General features: G+C 69.2%; 12 protein-coding genes. 5 read left to right on the forward strand and 7 right to left on the reverse strand.

Annotation, left to right across the window (positions count from 1 at the left end):
- Positions 1 to 60: 60 nt before the first annotated feature.
- Genes ABFX45_RS04550 through ABFX45_RS04570 form a run of 5 tightly spaced genes read right to left on the reverse strand, consistent with a single transcriptional unit; the run spans position 61 to position 4,505 of the window.
- Positions 61 to 501 (reverse strand): nuclear transport factor 2 family protein, encoded by a 441-nt coding sequence (locus ABFX45_RS04550; protein WP_109636719.1) that lies wholly within the window; start codon positions 499 to 501, stop codon positions 61 to 63.
- Entirely contained in the window at positions 498 to 1,358 is an 861-nt protein-coding gene (locus tag ABFX45_RS04555; protein WP_109636720.1) for a TIGR03619 family F420-dependent LLM class oxidoreductase, read from the reverse strand. The genes ABFX45_RS04550 and ABFX45_RS04555 overlap by 4 nt, the downstream gene beginning before the upstream one ends.
- Positions 1,355 to 2,497, reverse strand: coding sequence for a thiolase domain-containing protein (locus ABFX45_RS04560; protein WP_112225374.1), 1,143 nt, complete (start codon positions 2,495 to 2,497; stop codon positions 1,355 to 1,357). The genes ABFX45_RS04555 and ABFX45_RS04560 overlap by 4 nt, the downstream gene beginning before the upstream one ends.
- On the reverse strand, positions 2,498 to 3,553 hold the full coding sequence (locus ABFX45_RS04565; RefSeq protein ID WP_346127812.1) for a thiolase domain-containing protein: 1,056 nt from the start codon (positions 3,551 to 3,553) through the stop codon (positions 2,498 to 2,500).
- A 7-nt stretch (positions 3,554 to 3,560) separates the two neighbouring features.
- Entirely contained in the window at positions 3,561 to 4,505 is a 945-nt protein-coding gene (locus tag ABFX45_RS04570; RefSeq protein ID WP_109636723.1) for a Zn-ribbon domain-containing OB-fold protein, read from the reverse strand.
- 45 nt (positions 4,506 to 4,550) lie between these two features.
- On the opposite strand from ABFX45_RS04570, the gene ABFX45_RS04575 reads away from it, so the two are divergent.
- From ABFX45_RS04575 to ABFX45_RS04590, 4 genes are all read left to right on the forward strand, one after another.
- Positions 4,551 to 5,579, forward strand: coding sequence for an LLM class F420-dependent oxidoreductase (locus ABFX45_RS04575; protein ID WP_109636724.1), 1,029 nt, complete (start codon positions 4,551 to 4,553; stop codon positions 5,577 to 5,579).
- 25 nt (positions 5,580 to 5,604) lie between these two features.
- Positions 5,605 to 7,119 carry an acyl-CoA synthetase gene (locus tag ABFX45_RS04580; protein ID WP_346127815.1) on the forward strand — a complete coding sequence of 505 codons (1,515 nt, stop codon included), beginning with the start codon at positions 5,605 to 5,607 and terminating at the stop codon, positions 7,117 to 7,119.
- Positions 7,120 to 7,157: 38 nt separating this feature from the next.
- Positions 7,158 to 8,867: a 3-oxosteroid 1-dehydrogenase gene (gene kstD / locus ABFX45_RS04585; protein WP_346127817.1), complete on the forward strand. Its 1,710-nt coding sequence runs from the start codon at positions 7,158 to 7,160 to the stop codon at positions 8,865 to 8,867.
- Positions 8,868 to 9,028: 161 nt separating this feature from the next.
- The gene (locus tag ABFX45_RS04590) at positions 9,029 to 9,727 is read left to right on the forward strand and encodes an SAM-dependent methyltransferase (protein ID WP_346127819.1); all 699 of its coding nucleotides are present in this window, start codon (positions 9,029 to 9,031) and stop codon (positions 9,725 to 9,727) included.
- A gap of 342 nt (positions 9,728 to 10,069) precedes the next feature.
- Here the strand turns inward: ABFX45_RS04590 and ABFX45_RS04595 are convergent, their stop codons facing one another.
- Positions 10,070 to 10,822, reverse strand: coding sequence for a hypothetical protein (locus ABFX45_RS04595; RefSeq protein ID WP_346127821.1), 753 nt, complete (start codon positions 10,820 to 10,822; stop codon positions 10,070 to 10,072).
- Between the two features lie 85 nt (positions 10,823 to 10,907).
- Entirely contained in the window at positions 10,908 to 11,699 is a 792-nt protein-coding gene (locus ABFX45_RS04600; protein WP_346127823.1) for a crotonase/enoyl-CoA hydratase family protein, read from the reverse strand.
- A 74-nt stretch (positions 11,700 to 11,773) separates the two neighbouring features.
- Here ABFX45_RS04600 and ABFX45_RS04605 point away from each other — a divergent pair, with 74 nt between their 5' ends.
- Entirely contained in the window at positions 11,774 to 13,360 is a 1,587-nt protein-coding gene (locus ABFX45_RS04605) for an acyl-CoA synthetase (RefSeq protein ID WP_346127825.1), read from the forward strand.
- Positions 13,361 to 13,388: the final 28 nt, after the last annotated feature.

The raw sequence follows: 13,388 nt of genomic DNA on the forward strand, positions 1-13,388 counted from the left end.
CGGAACCGTTGCGCGCCTGGAAACCCAGCGCGGCGAAGGCCAAACCGAGCCCCGAGCCAGTCAGGATTCGGTCCGCAGGGTCGCCAGGGCGCGTTCGGTCTCCCAGAACGCCCGCATGGACTTGATCAGCCCGTCCTCGCCCACGTTGTAGACGAACACGCCCTCGGTGTCCACGCGCGCCCCGCCAGGCAGGAACGCCGAGATCGTGCCCACGTTGGCGCACTCCGAGCCCGCCGCGAACGAGTCGTGCATCGCGAACTCGAAGCGTTCCACGTTCGCGATCGCCAGGTCCCAGAAGGCCGCGATCGCCTCCTTGCCGCGGTGGCCCTTGCCCTCGGCGTCGAACATCGACGGGCCCACCGGGTCCTCGACCACGGCGTCGTCGGCGAACAGCGACAGCCATTCGTCCTTGGCGCCGCGGGTCACGGCGTCCATCGAGCGCCAGGAGGCCACGCGGGCCGGGGTTTCCGTGCGGGAGGCCTTCCAGGTCACGGCGGTCATGCGAACTCTCCGATCACCTCGTCGGCGAAGCGCCGAAGTCCGTCCTTCTTGGCTTGAAGGTCGCCGTCGAAGCCGACGCCGTAGAACAGCCACGGCACGACGATCACGTCCGTCACGCCGATCTCGTCGAGCTGGCGGTAGCCGTCGAGGCCGAAGCGGTCGATGCACACGGCCTGGATCTCGAACGGGCGCTCGAACGCGCCGAGATCCCTCAGCTGTGCGATCACGGAACGCAGATCCGCGAACTTGATCATTGCCGAGGTCCAGCCGTCACCGACCCGTGCGGCGCGCTTCAGGGCGGCGGGGGAGTGGCCGCCCACGTAGAACGGCACGGGTGAGGTGGGAGCCGGCGACATCTGCAGGCGGTCGAAGTCGAAGTACTTGCCGTGGTACTCGACCATGCCGCCGTCCAGCACGAGCTTCAGGATGTCGATCATCTCGTCGACGCGCGGGCCGCGGTTCTTGAACGGGGCGCCGCACCACTCGAACTCCTCCGGGGACCAGCCGAGGCCCACGCCCAGGCCGAAGCGGTTGCCGGTCAGGTGGGCGACTGAGCCGATCTGGCGGGCGAGGAGCAAGGGGTTGCGGGAGCCCAGTTTGAGGACCTGGGTGTAGAAGCGGATGCGGGACGTCACGGCGCCCATCGCGGCGGCGGCCACGAGCGGGTCCACCCACGGGGTTTCGGCGTTCCACATGCGGGAGCCGTCCGGGGTGTAGGGGTAGTCGGCGGAGACCTTCTCCGAGAAGAAGAGGGAGTCCGGGAGCGCGATGGAGGCGTAGCCGCACTCCTCGGCGGTCTTGGCCAACTCGGTCAGCTGGTCGAGCGGGCTCATGGCGATGCCGAGGGTGAACTTCATGGCTTCTCCTGTCCGACGACCCACATGGCGAAGAACTGCGAGCCACCGCCGTAGGCGTGGCCCAGGGCGACTCGGGCGCCGTCCACCTGGTGTTCACCGGCGGTGCCCATGACCTGCATGGCGGCTTCGGCGAAACGCAGCAGGCCGGACGCGCCGATCGGGTTCGAGGAGAGAACGCCGCCGCTCGGGTTCACCGGGAGACGGCCGCCGATCTCGGTCTCGCCCGCCTCGGTGAGCTTCCAGCCCTGGCCGATGTCGGTGAAGCCGAGGTTCTCGAGCCACATCGGCTCGAACCAGGAGAACGGCACGTAGATCTCGGCGGCGTCCACTTCGGACAGCGGATCGGTGATCCCGGCCTGTTTCCACAACGCTCGGGCGGCGTCGCGGCCGGCCTGCGGGTTGACCTGGTCGCGGCCGGCGAACGTCGTCGGCTCGGTGCGCATCGCGGTCGCGCGGATCCACGCGGCACGACCTGAAGTGGGCTCCGCGGAGATCACCACGGCACAGGCGCCGTCCGAGGAAGGGCAGGTCTCGTCGTAGCGGATCGGGTCCCACAGCATGGTCGAGGCGCGGACCGACTCGACGGTGATGTCCGGCTGCTTCAGATGTGCGTACGGGTTCAGGGCGCCGTTGCGGCGGTCCTTCGCGGCGACCATCGCGCCCACGTGTTCTGGGGCGGCGGCGCGGCGGATGTAGGCGCGCACGTGCGGGGCGAAGTAGCCGCCCGCGCCGGCGTGCACCGGCATCGTGAACGGCGTCGGCACGGACAGAGCCCACATCGCGTTCGACTCGGACTGCTTCTCGAACGCCACCGCCAGGACGCGGTCGTGCACGCCGGACTGGACCAGCGACGCCGCCACGTTGCCGGTGCTGCCGCCGACCGAGCCCGCGGTGTGCACGCGCAGCAACGGTTTGCCGACCGCGCCCAACGCGTCCGCGAGGAACAGCTCGGGCATCATCACGCCCTCGAACAGGTCCGGGGCCTTGCCCAGGACCACGGCGTCGATGTCGGGCCAGTCCACGCCCGCGTCGGCCATCGCGCGGTCGATCGCCTCGCGGCACAGGCCCGCCATCGAGACGTCGAGGCGTTTCGCGGCGTGGTGCGTCTGGCCGGTGCCGACCACTGCTGCCGGTCGCATCTACTCCCGCCCTTCCATCACGCAGACGAGGTTCTGTTGGAGCAGCGGGCCGCTCGTGGCGTGGCCGAGGACCTTCGAGGCAGAGCCGTCGTGCACGCGGCGCGCCGCCTCGCCGATGCGGGCCAGGCCGGCCGCGAACATCGGGTTGCCGGCCAGCACGCCACCGGACGGGTTCACCACGACGTCGTCGCCGAGGCCGAGTGCCTGGCGCAGCATGATTTCCTGGTGGGTGAACGGCGCGTGCAGCTCCGCCACCTCCACACCGCCGGCACCGGCCGCCTTGCCCGCGGCCACCGCCGAAGCACAACCGAGCAGGTCACGCGCGCCGAACGAAGGCGAGTCCACCCGGTGCTCGAACCCGGTGATCCACGCCGGGCGCTCGCACAGCTCCCGCGCACGATCGCCGGCGGCCAGCACGATCGTGGCGGCGCCGTCGGTGATCGGCGCGCAGTCGTGCCGCCGCAACGGATCCACCACGTACGGCGTGGCGAGCAGATCGGACACCTCCACGGAACCCGACAGCTGCGCCAGCGGGTTCGAGACCGCTGCGGCACGGCTCCGCGCGGCCACCGACGCCATCTGCCGCTCGTCCCAGAGACCGGCCTCGATGCCCATGCGCGCCTGAATCCCGGCCAGGCCGAGGGAATCCGGCCACAGCGGCGTCACGACGTAAGGGTCGAGCTGCATCGCCATGACCCGTCGCAACTGACCGGCCGACGACTTGCCGAAACCGTAGACGAGCGCGGTGTCGACATCGCCGCAGAGCAGCTTCACCCACGCCTCGTACAGCGCCCAGGCCGCGTCCATCTCGACGTGGGACTCCATGATCGGCGGGAACGCGCCGATCGCGTCCACCGCCGAGACGAACGAGAACGCCCGCCCCGCCAGGTAGTCCGAGGACCCGGAGCACCAGAAGCCGATGTCGGACTTGGTCAGGCCGAGCCCGCCGAGCACCTCGTGGAAGATCGGCACCAGCATCTCGACACCGTTGGTGGTGCCGTCGGTCTCACGCACGCAGGGCGTCTGCGCGAACCCGACAACTGCGATGTCACGCATCAGGCCCTCACAGGTGCTGGGAGTACGAGTCGAAGGGCGCGTCCGGCTCGCCGGAAGGCTTGAAGTGGTCGATGTTCTGCATCGTCGGGCCCCACTCCTCGCGCGGCTTCCACACCGCCTCCACCCGCATGCCCATCCGCACGTCCTCGGGCGCGACGCCGAGCAGCAGGTGCAGGAACGGGATGTCCGCGCCGTCGAGCAGCACGTAGGCGGAGACGTACGGCGGCGGGATGCGCTGGCCGAGGAACGGCACGTTGACCACGCAGAACGTCGTGACGGTGCCGCGGTCGGACAGCTCGATCCGGTCCGTCGTCGGCACGCCGTCGGTGGGACAGGCCGGTCGTGGCGGGAAGTAGACCTTCGAGCACTCCGGGCAGCGCTGGGCGATCAGCCGCCCCTCCATCAGGCCGCGCAGGAACGGGTCCTCGGTCGGCGACGCGGAATGCGTGTAATGCAGGTGCACCGGCGTGGTCACCATCGTGACCTCGTCGGCCTCGACCGGGTCAGCGGAAGGCTCGTCCGAGAGCTCGAAGCACTCGATGTCGGTGATCGCGCCGACGCGTTCGGCCCGCCAGCGCACCCGCACCCGCGCGCCCGTGGACATCCGGTCCGGCGAGCCCGCGTCGACGGCGTGCAGCAGCGAGGTGTCCGCGCCGTCGAGCTGGATCAGCGCCCACGCGAACGGCCGGTCGAGCGGCTGGGCCTCCAGCGGCTCGGGGATCCACGACCACCCGCGCACGACACCGGTCGACGCCACGTCGACGAACTCCGACAGCCGCTCGGCGGTCACCGGGTCGTACTCGAGCGGCGGCACGTGCACGCGGCCGTCGGAACCGCGGATCCCGGTCACCTTCCGGCGGCGCAGATCCGTGAGGAACCGGCCCAGCGTCGGGCCGAGCGAGCGCGTGTAGTCGAAGCCCACGTCGAGCGGAGCACTCAGCGGCCGAGTCACAGATCAAAGTGAAACAGGTTCTCGAAATGGTGGCAAGATGGGTGCATGAAGCTCGGTCTGCAGCTCGGCTACTGGGGCGCCGGTCCGCCCTCGAACGCCGCCGAACTCGTGGCGGCGGCGGAAGAATCCGGCTTCGACGCGGTGTTCGCGGCCGAAGCGTGGGGCTCCGACGCCTTCACCCCGTTGGCGTGGTGGGGATCCGCGACGCAGCGCGTCCGGCTGGGCACGTCCGTCGTGCAGATGTCGGCGCGCACACCGGCGGCCTGCGCGATGCACGCGCTGACTCTGGACCACCTCTCCGGTGGACGGTTCGTGCTCGGTCTGGGCGTCTCCGGACCGCAGGTCGTGGAGGGCTGGTACGGTCGCCCGTTCGCCAAACCCCTTGCCAGGACCAGGGAGTACATCTCGATCCTGCGTCAGGTGATGGCGCGCGAGGCCCCGGTCACCAACGACGGCCCGCACTACCCGTTGCCCTACCGGGGGCCGGGAGCGCTCGGGCTCGGCAAGCCGCTCAAGCCCATCACCCACCCGCTGCGCGCGGACCTGCCCATCTGGCTCGGCGCCGAGGGGCCGAAGAACGTCGCGCTGACATCGGAGATCGCCGACGGCTGGCTCGCCATCTACTACGCGCCCAGGCTCGCCGGCATGTACGACGAGTGGCTGTCCGAAGGGTTCGCGAAATCAGGCCGCAGCAGGGAGGACTTCGAGGTCGCGGCCACGTGTCAGGTCGTCGTGACGGACGATCCGGTATCGGTCAGGGCCATGCTCAAGCCGTTCGTCGCTTTGTACATCGGCGGAATGGGCGCACCCGGCATGAACTTCCACGCAGAGGTCTTCACCCGCATGGGATACGGCGAGGTCGTCCAGGACATCGGCAGGCTGTTCCAGTCGGGACGCAAAGACGAGGCGGCGCAGGTGGTTCCGGACGAACTGGTCGCCGAGATCACCATCGTCGGCACCGCGGAGCACGTACGCGAGGAGGTCGGCCGGTGGGAGAAGGCCGGCGTCACGATGTTGCTCGTCGGGTGTCGCGACGTTGCTTCGATCAAGGCGGTCGCTGAGGCTTGTCAGTAGGTGAAACGCGTTCTACTTTGAGGGTGTGGTCACAGGACTCTGGAACATCGCTTCCGATCAGCCGGGCTTGACCGCGCTGGTCGATCCGAGCGGTCGCGAGATCACCTACGCCGAGCTCGCGGCATCGGCAGACAGGTACGGTCGCGGGTTTCAGGCCCTGGGGCTGGCACCCGGCGACAGCATCGTGCTGATGCTGCCCAACAGCGCCGAACTGGTGGCGGTGTACTTCGCCGCGTTCCAGACCGGTCTCTACGTCGTCATGGCGAACTGGCACCTGACCGGCGCCGAGGTCGCCTACCTCGTGCAGGACAGCGGCGCCAAGGCCTTCGTGGGGCACGAGCGGTTCGCGCAGGCCGCCACCGAAGCCGCGGCGAGCCTGCCGGCCGGCGCCCGGTTCTCGGTCGGCGACATCGCCGGCTTCGAGCCGCTCGCCAAGCTCGGTGCGGGCGAGGAAGGCAGGCCGGACGTCCGCACGGCCGGGTCACCGATGCTCTACACGTCCGGCACGACCGGCCGGCCCAAGGGTGTGCGCAGGCCGTTGACCGGCGCCGACCCGGACGTCGTGCCGCCGTCGGCCCCGTGGTTCTTCGGCATCTTCGGGATCAAGCCGCACGACGGTCACGTGCACCTGTGCGGATCGCCGCTCTACCACACCGCGGTGCTCAACTTCGTCGTCATCTCCATCCAGCTCGGCCACACCGCGGTGCTCATGGACCACTGGTCGCCGGAGGAGATGCTGCGGCTGATCGAGCGGTACAAGGTCACCCACAGCCACATGGTGCCGACCCAGTTCCACCGCCTCCTCGCGCTGCCGGACGACGTCAAGGCGAAGTACGACCTGTCGTCGCTGCGCGCGATGATCCACGGCGCGGCGCCGTGCCCGCTCGAGGTCAAGCGCCGGATGCTCGACTGGTGGGGCCCCGTCGTGATCGAGTACTACGCCGCGACCGAGGGCGGCGGCACGGCGATCAGCGCCCAGGAATGGCTGAAGAAGCCTGGATCCGTCGGCCTTCCGTGGCCGACGTCGGAGATCAAGATCCTGGACGAGAACGGCACCGAGCTCCCGGCGGGCGAACGCGGCCTGGTCTACATGCGAATGGGCGACGCGACCTTCGAATACCACAAGGACGCCGAGAAGACGAAGGCCGCGCGGGTCGGCAAGCTGTTCACGTTGCAGGACATCGGTTATCTGGACGAGGACGGCTACCTGTTCCTGTGCGACCGCAAGAACGACATGATCATCTCCGGTGGCGTGAACATCTACCCTGCGGAGATCGAGGGCGAGCTGGTGTGCCACCCCAAGGTGGCGGACGTGGCCGTGTTCGGGGTGCCGCATCCGGACTGGGGCGAGGAGATCAAGGCCGTCGTCCAGCCCGCGGACGGTGTCGAGCCGAGCGAGGAACTGACCAGGGAGCTGCTGGAGTTCGCCGGCACCAGGCTCGCCAAGTTCAAGCTGCCGCGCACGATCGACTATCTCGCCGAGTTGCCGCGCGACCCGAACGGCAAGCTCTACAAGCGAAAGCTGCGCGACCGCGCGTGACCTGAGACCACCGGAAGTCCCATGTCTGGAGCGACCCCATGAACCTGAACCGCCGTCAGGTGCTCGCCGGAGCCGGTCTCGCGCTGGCCTCAGGACTCGTCAGGACCTCCCCTGCACTCGCGCAACCACTCGGCGAGTTCGACGTCGTGGTGGTCGGCGCGGGCGCGGCCGGCATGACCGCCGCACTCACCGCGGCCAAACGCGGCCTGAGTTGCGTGGTCCTGGAGAAGGCACCGACGTACGGCGGTTCCGCCGCCAGATCCGGTGCCGGCATCTGGATCCCCAACAACGAGATCATCCTCGCCGCCGGGGTGCCCGACACACCGGAGAAGGCGCGGCAGTACCTCGCCGCCGTCGTCGGCGACATCCCCGTGGCGCGGCAGCAGGCGTACCTGGCGCACGGGCCGCAGATGATCTCGTTCGTCATGCGCAACAGCCCGCTGCGCTTCCGGCACATGGACGGCTACAGCGACTACTACCCGGAGCTTCCCGGCGGCATCGTGAAGGGCCGGTCGATCGAACCGGAGATGCTGGACGGCCGCATCCTCGGCGCGGAGCTGGCGAACCTGAACGCGCCGTACCTCGCCACGCCCGCGGGCCTGGTCATCTACGGCGCCGACTACAAGTGGCTCGCGCTCGCTCTGGTCAACGCCAAGGGCGCCGCGACGGCCGCGGCGGCGCTCGCCAGAGGAACGGCTGCCGCGCTGGCCGGCCAGAAGCCGCTGACGATGGGGCAGGCGCTGGCCGGTGGTCTGCGAGCGGGACTGATGCGGGCGAACGTGCCGGTGTGGCTGAACACCCCGCTGGAGGAGCTGCACGTGGAGAACGGCGCGGTCAGGGGAGTGCTGACCTCGCGCGGTCTCGTGAAAGCACGGCGCGGCGTGATCATGGGCTCCGGAGGCTTCGAGCACAACGCGGCGATGCGCGCCCAGTACCAGCGTCAGCCGATCGGGACACAGTGGACGGTCGGGGCGAAGGAGAACACCGGTGACGGCCACCGCGCGGGCCAGCACGTCGGCGCCGCGCTCGACCTCATGGACGACGCCTGGTGGGGCCCCGCGATCCCGACGCCCGGCTCGCCGTACTTCTGTCTCGCCGAACGCACCCTGCCCGGCGGCCTGATGATCAACGCGGCGGGCCGGCGGTTCGTCAACGAGGCCGCGCCCTACAGCGACGTCGTGCACGTCATGTACGACAAGAACCCCACCGATCCGTGCATCCCGGCGTGGCTGATCGTCGACCAGAACTACCGCAACAGGTACCTGTTCGCCGACATCGCGCCCACGCTGCCGCTGCCGGACGGGTGGTACCAGGGCGGCGCGGTCGTGAAGAACTGGTCGCTCGACGGCCTGGCGGGCGCGATCGGCGTCCCGGCGGACGCGTTGAAGGCCACCGTCAACCGGTTCAACAACCAGGCGCTCACCGGCAGGGACCCCGACTTCAAGCGCGGCGACAGCGCCTACGACCACTACTACACCGACCCGGCGATCTTCCCGAACTCGTGTCTCGCCCCGCTGTGGCTGGCGCCGTACTACGCGTTCAAGATCGTGCCAGGCGATCTCGGCACCAAGGGCGGCATGGTCACCGACGCCCGTGCCCGCGTGCTGCGCCCGGACGGCTCGGTGATCCCCGGCCTCTACGCGGCGGGCAACGTGAGCTCGGCCGTGATGGGACGCAGCTACGCCGGTGCCGGTTCGACGATCGGGCCCGCCATGACGTTCGGCTACATAGCGGCCAACGACATCTAGACCAGGGCCGGTGTCGGCAGCGGGGAGTGCCAACATCACCACCGCCAAATACATGCGACACAAGATCCGGATTCTGCTAGACAGCGCTGGTGGACCGACGCGAACTCAGCGCTCTCGCGCACGCAGACCATCCGATTTCGGCTCCACTGAGCGACAGCACAGTGGAGCACCTTCTCCACCGGGCCATCCGCAGGCAGGACGATCACCTGCTCGATCTGGGCTGTGGCGATGGCACCTGGTTGCTACGCGCGCTACAGGCGCACGGCGGCGTAACGGCTGTCGGAGTCGACATCTCGGGTGAAGGCTTCGACCACGTCCTCGGCGAGGCCGCCCGGCTCGGTCTGGAAGATCGGCTCGAACTGCGCCGCCAGGACGTCGCCGAGTACCGGTCGACCAGGAAAGCGGACTTGGTGCTCAGCGTGGGAGCCGCCTACGCGTTCGGCGGGCTGCTCCCCACGTTGAACGCCGCTCGAGAGCACCTCACCGAAGACGGGATGCTCCTGCTCGGCGACTGCTTCTGGGAGCGCGAGCCCGACGCTGCCGTCCGAGCGGAACTGGAGGACGGTCCGCAGAAGTACGCGGATCTCCCGACCACCGTGGCCCAAGTCGTCGCCGACGGATGGACACCGGTCTACGGATACATCAGCACCATCGCGGAGTGGGACGAGTACGAATGGTGCTGGACCGGCACCCTCGCCCGGTGGGCCCTCGACAATCCCGAACACCCCGACAGCGACCTCGCTCTTCAGATGTCAGCGGCCCACCGCGCCAGCTGGCTGGGCGGCTACCGCGGAATTCTCGGGTTCGTCGTTCTCCTGCTGCGGCGCACACCGCCCCGGGCATCGACTGAGGTGTCCTGAGGGAAACCCATCGGCCACCGCGACCACCCGAACACCGACCACGTCGACCACACCTCCGCCGCGATCTTCGCCGCGGAGGCCGACCTGGACGGTGCCGGCAACACGTGGATCCGGCGCGACGAGTACACGGGCTGCAGCATCCAGAACCACCCGGAGACCGTGTTCGGCTAGTGGCGGGCCCGGAAGGAAGAGATCTGGGACCAGTGCTGGCCGCACGTCCCCGAGCTGAGCGGGGACGCCCACGCCTACGCGGTCGGCCGCCAGATGCGGCCGGAGGGGCGGATCTTCTGGCGCGGATCGCCGTGGGTACCACCGGGCGACTTCCACGTGGCGGGCGGCTGATCACTCCCAGACCGTGACGTCACCGGTGATCGCGGTGCTGTCGATCGCGACGACGTCGATCCGGAAGATCCGGCCGGCGGGCGACCTTCCGCACACGCGGCTGCCGGCGACCAGGTTCTCCGCGTCCTTCGTCGCGCGCTTCACGAGGTCGGCGGCGCACTCGGCCTGTCCCGGTGCGCCGTCGCCCAGCCACTCCGCGAGTTCGTAGCCGTCGTCGCCGTGCAGACGGTGCTGGGTGAGCCGCCAGAGGTTGGTGCCCGGCACGTCGCGTGGCTGCGCGAGGTCGAGGTGGAAGCTGCCGAACTGCAGCGTGCCGCTGTACCGCACGCCGGTGGCCGCGGGCGGGGGCGCGACGGCGGCGGCAGTGGTGGTCGTTGTCGTGGGCGCGACTGCGGTCGGGACGGCGTTGGTCGTACGCAGCACCGAGCCGCCGGGCGCCGGACGGGCGGCACCGGCCGTTGTCGTGGTGGCCGGTGCACCTGAAGCCGTCGGCGACGCTGTGACGGCCGGGGCCGAGGTCGCGGTGGTGGCGGCCGCGGTTGTGTGCTGCGCCTGCTCGTCCGGCACCAGCACGAACGCGAGCACCGCCGCACTCACCACAGCCGCCGCCACGCCGAGAAACCAGCTGGGCCTGCGCCACCGCGGCTCGCGTTGCGCGGTCACGTGGACCTCGCCGATCGATCCCGCCTGGATCGACGTGCCCTGCACATCGCCGTCGACGGCGTTGTCGGTCGACTGATCAGAGTGCTTCACGACTGGCCCCTGCCCGGACTGCGAATGCGTGCTGAGTGGCTGATCGGCAGACCGTCGGCAGGTGTTACGGGTACGAACGAAGTGGCTAGCGGCCCTTGAACTCCGGCTTCCGCTTCCCGGCGAAGGCGCGCGGACCCTCCTTCGCGTCCTCGCTGCGGAACACCTCCATGCCGAGCCGGGCGTCCACTTTGAACGCCTCGTTCTCGTGCATGGCCTCGGTCTCCCGCATCGTCCGCAGGATCGCCTGCACCGCCAGCGGTCCGTTGGCCGTGATCAGCCCGGCCAGCTCCATCGCCTTGTCCAGTGCCTGACCGTCCGGCACCACGTGCCCGATCAGGCCGATCTCCTTGGCTTCGGGTGCCTTGATGTGCCGCCCGGTCAGCAACAGATCGGCCGCGACGGTGTAGGGGATCTGCCGCGGCAGCCGCACCGCCGATCCACCGAGCGGGAAGAGTCCCCACCGCGCCTCGGAGACACCGAACCGCGCGCTCTCGCCGGCCACCCGGATGTCGGTCGCCTGCAGGATCTCGGTGCCGCCGGCGACCGCCGGGCCCTCCACCGCCGCGATGAGCGGTTTCGTCAACCGGCGACCCTTCAGCAGTGGCTCGATCACCGAGAAGTCGTGACTTCCCGCCGTGTCACTGGGATGGTTCGACGTCATCGCCTTGAGGTCGGCGCCCGCGCAGAACGACCCGCCGGCGCCGGTCAGGATGCAGACCCGGACGTCGGGATCGTCGTCCACGCGGTCCCAGGCCTCGCGCATGATGGCCATCATCGGGCCCGACAACGCGTTGCGGACCTCTGGCCTGTTCATCGTCACGACCAGAACGTTGCCGACCAGGTCCACCAAGGCGTGGGGTTCCGTCGTGGTCGTCATTCGCGCGCCTCCTGGATCGAGTCTGACCGCACGGGGGATTGTCCAGAACAGTAACACGTTCTACTTTGCCTACCATGGCCCTCAACGTCGCAGACCTCGTTGAACACGCCGCTGACACCGTGCCCGACCGGATCGCCCTCGTGTGCGGCGACCGGAGGGTCACCTATGCCGAGCTCGAGTCGCGAGCCAACAAACTGGCTCACCACCTGGCAAAGAACGGCGTGACACAGGGATCGCACGTCGGGCTCTACGCACGCAACTCCATCGAGCTCGTCGAAGCCATGCTCGCGGTCTACAAGCTGCGCGCGGTGGCCATCAACGTGAACTACCGCTACACCAAGAACGAGTTGCAGTACTTGTTCGGTGAGGCGGATCTGGTCGCACTCGTACACGAACGGCGGTATTCGCCGCTGGTCGCGGAGGTCGGGGCTCCCGGCCACACCGTCGTGATCGACGACGAGTCCGAAGAGGAGTTCGCCGGCGCCGACTACGAGACGGCGCTCGCCGAGGAGTCGGGCGAGCGGGACTTCGCGCCACGCAGCGGCGACGACCTCTACATCCTCTTCACCGGCGGCACGACCGGCATGCCCAAGGGCGTGATGTGGCGGCACGAGGACGTGTGGCGCACGCTCGGCGGCGGCATCGACTTTGTGACCGGCGAACGTCTCACCGACGAGTGGCAGCAGGCCAAGGCGGGCAAGGACTACGGTCTCGTCCGGCTCTGCCTGCCGCCGCTGATCCACGGCGCCGCGCAGTGGGCCGTGCTCGGCGCGTTGTTCAGCTGCAGCACCGTCGTGCTCGTGCCGAAGTTCGACCCCGCCGAGATCTGGCGGGTGATCGGCAAGGAGAAGGTCCAGGTCGCCGTGATCACCGGCGATGCGATGGGACGCCCGCTGATCGAGGAGTTCCAGCGCGGCGACTACGACGCCTCGTCGCTGTACATCATCAACAGCAGCGCCGCGTTGTTCTCCTACGCCGTGAAGAAGATGTACCACGAGCTCCTGCCGCACACGACGCTGCTGGAGTCGATCGGGTCGAGCGAGACCGGCTCCACCGGCATCGGCGCGGTGTCCAAGGAGATGGTGAAGACCGACGGCACCAAGGTGAAGCTCAACGACGACACCATCGTCATCGACGAGGACGGCAACAGGCTGGAACCGGTGCCGGGTGTCATCGGCAAGCTGGCGCGCGGCGGGCACATCCCGCTCGGCTACTACAAGGACCCCGAGAAGACCGCGCGGATGTTCGTCGAGGTCGACGGCAGGCGGTTCACGGTGCCCGGCGACTACGCCAGGTTCGAGGAGGACGGCGACATCACGCTGCTCGGCCGCGGCAACACCTGCGTCAACACCGGTGGCGAGAAGGTGTTCCCGGAGGAGGTCGAGGCGGCGCTGAAGTCGCACCCGGACGTGTACGACGCCCTCGTGATCGGCGTTCCCGACGACCGGCTCGGCCAGCGCGTCGGCGCTCTGGTGCACCCGCGCGAGGGCAAGACTCCCACACTGTCCGAACTGGACGCTCACGTCCGCGAGACGCTCGCGGGCTACAAGGTGCCGCGGTCGCTCTGGCTGGTCGACGAGATCGGCAGGACACCCACCGGCAAGCCGGACTACCAGTGGGCTCGCCGTCACGTCGAAGAGCACGCGCACCAGCCCGCGTGACAGTAAACCCGACTACCAGTGGGCTCGC

It is taken from the genome of Lentzea roselyniae, assembly GCF_039537795.1.
GTDB classification, from domain to species: Bacteria; Actinomycetota; Actinomycetes; order Mycobacteriales; family Pseudonocardiaceae; genus Lentzea; species Lentzea atacamensis.

Bases quoted from the DNA above. Each gene is read 5' to 3' on its own strand.
- ABFX45_RS04550 (WP_109636719.1), bottom strand. From the start codon at position 501: ATGACCGCCGTGACCTGGAAGGCCTCCCGCACGGAAACCCCGGCCCGC.
- ABFX45_RS04555 (WP_109636720.1), bottom strand. From the start codon at position 1,358: ATGAAGTTCACCCTCGGCATCGCCATGAGCCCGCTCGACCAGCTGACC.
- ABFX45_RS04560 (WP_112225374.1), bottom strand. From the start codon at position 2,497: ATGCGACCGGCAGCAGTGGTCGGCACCGGCCAGACGCACCACGCCGCG.
- ABFX45_RS04565 (WP_346127812.1), bottom strand. From the start codon at position 3,553: ATGCGTGACATCGCAGTTGTCGGGTTCGCGCAGACGCCCTGCGTGCGT.
- ABFX45_RS04575 (WP_109636724.1), top strand. From the start codon at position 4,551: ATGAAGCTCGGTCTGCAGCTCGGCTACTGGGGCGCCGGTCCGCCCTCG.
- kstD (WP_346127817.1), top strand. From the start codon at position 7,158: ATGAACCTGAACCGCCGTCAGGTGCTCGCCGGAGCCGGTCTCGCGCTG.
- ABFX45_RS04600 (WP_346127823.1), bottom strand. From the start codon at position 11,699: ATGACGACCACGACGGAACCCCACGCCTTGGTGGACCTGGTCGGCAAC.
- ABFX45_RS04605 (WP_346127825.1), top strand. From the start codon at position 11,774: ATGGCCCTCAACGTCGCAGACCTCGTTGAACACGCCGCTGACACCGTG.